Below are 1583 nucleotides of genomic sequence, written 5' to 3'. Positions count from 1 at the left end.
GGCTGATCTTGCCGGATGGGTTGGCGGAAGGAGCGGCCACCGGGCCGTCCAATGCCTGCAGCAATGCCTGGCCAGCGGGGTGGGCCGGTACGCGCACCCCCAAAGTTTCCAGCCCGGCAGTGACCAGCGGCGAAATCCCGTGGCCAGCACGCAGCGGCAGCACCAGGGTCAGCGGGCCAGGCCAAAAGGCGTCGGCCAGCAGCTCTGCCGTATCGTTCCACTGAACATAGCGCTGTGCCGCCTCGGCCGAATGAACATGCGCGATCAATGGGTTGAAGGAGGGCCGGCCCTTGGCCTCATAGATTGCGGCCACCGCCGCGCCCTGCCGGGCGTCGGCGCCAAGACCATAGACCGTCTCGGTCGGGAAAGAGACGAGTTTGCCTTCCCGCAGCAGTCCGGCGGCGCGGGCAATGCCGGTTGCCGTGGCGGCAAGGATTTCGGTGCTTTGCAGGGGCATTCCGGGTGACGCGGCGTTTTGGTTGATTGAAATGAGCGTCCGATTAGGTAATCGGTCAAGCCATCGACCATAATAGGCCCGTGCCGGGAAGCCAAGGCTACCCGTGCCAGGACGCCCCTTAAAAGACCGCCAGAGGACGCCCATGACCTTCCGTGCCCCCGTTTCCGAGTATGAGTTTCTGTTGAACCATGTTGTCGGCTATGATGCCATCCCGGCCACAGACCGTTTTGCCGAGGCAACGCCAGACATAGTGAGCGCCATCCTCAACGAGGCTGGCAAGATGTGCGGCGAGGTGATGGCCCCTTTGCAGCGCAACGGCGATCTGACCCCGGCTTTTTTGGAAAACGGCGTCCTGCGGACCTCGCCCGGTTTCGGTGACGGGTTCAAAGCCATCGCAGAGGGCGGCTGGATCGGCATGAGCGCGCCGCAGGAACACGGTGGCATGGGGCTGCCGCTGACCGTGGCCACTGCGGTGAACGAGATGATGGCAGGCGCCTGCCTGTCGCTGCAGCTGGCACCCCTGATGAGCCAGGGCCAGATCGAGGCGCTGGAGCATCATGCCTCAGATGCGATCAAGGACCTGTATTTGCCCAAGCTGATCTCCGGCGAATGGTCCGGCACCATGAACCTGACCGAGCCGCAGGCCGGTTCAGACGTGGGCGCGCTCAGCTCCAAGGCGGTGCCGAATGGCGATGGCACTTATGCGGTCAGCGGTCAGAAGATCTTTATCTCTTGGGGTGATAACGATTTCTGCGGCAACATTTGCCATCTGGTGCTGGCGCGGCTGCCGGACGGCGCGCCGGGGACCAAAGGCATTTCGCTGTTCCTGGTGCCAAAGTACCTGCCGGATGCCGACGGCAACCCGGGCAAGGCAAATGACCTTAAGGTCGTCAGCCTTGAACACAAGATGGGTCTGCACGGCTCTCCCACTTGCGTGATGCAATATGACGGCGCCACCGGCTGGCTGGTCGGCGCGGAGCATGGCGGCATGGCGGCGATGTTCACCATGATGAACAACGCGCGTTTGGGCGTGGGCGGGCAGGGCGTAGGTGCTGGCGAAGGCGCCTATCAGCACGCGCTGGCCTATGCGCTGGAGCGCAAGCAGGGCCGCACCGCCAGTGGTTTC

Annotated in this window: 2 protein-coding genes; one reads left to right on the top strand and one right to left on the bottom strand. The window is 63.8% G+C overall.

What is annotated here, in order from left to right:
• On the bottom strand, positions 1–457 hold a 457-nt coding region (locus tag A2I95_RS36640; RefSeq protein WP_291737402.1), incomplete at its 3' end, for an L-threonylcarbamoyladenylate synthase.
• A gap of 142 nt (positions 458–599) precedes the next feature.
• On the opposite strand from A2I95_RS36640, the gene A2I95_RS36635 reads away from it, so the two are divergent.
• Positions 600–1583: acyl-CoA dehydrogenase family protein (locus A2I95_RS36635; protein ID WP_291737401.1), on the top strand; the 984-nt coding region annotated here is incomplete at its 3' end.

This window comes from Leisingera sp. F5 (genome assembly GCF_001593695.1).
The sequence above is the reverse complement of the archived record's forward strand: the minus strand, read 5'-3'. Positions and strand labels throughout refer to the sequence as shown.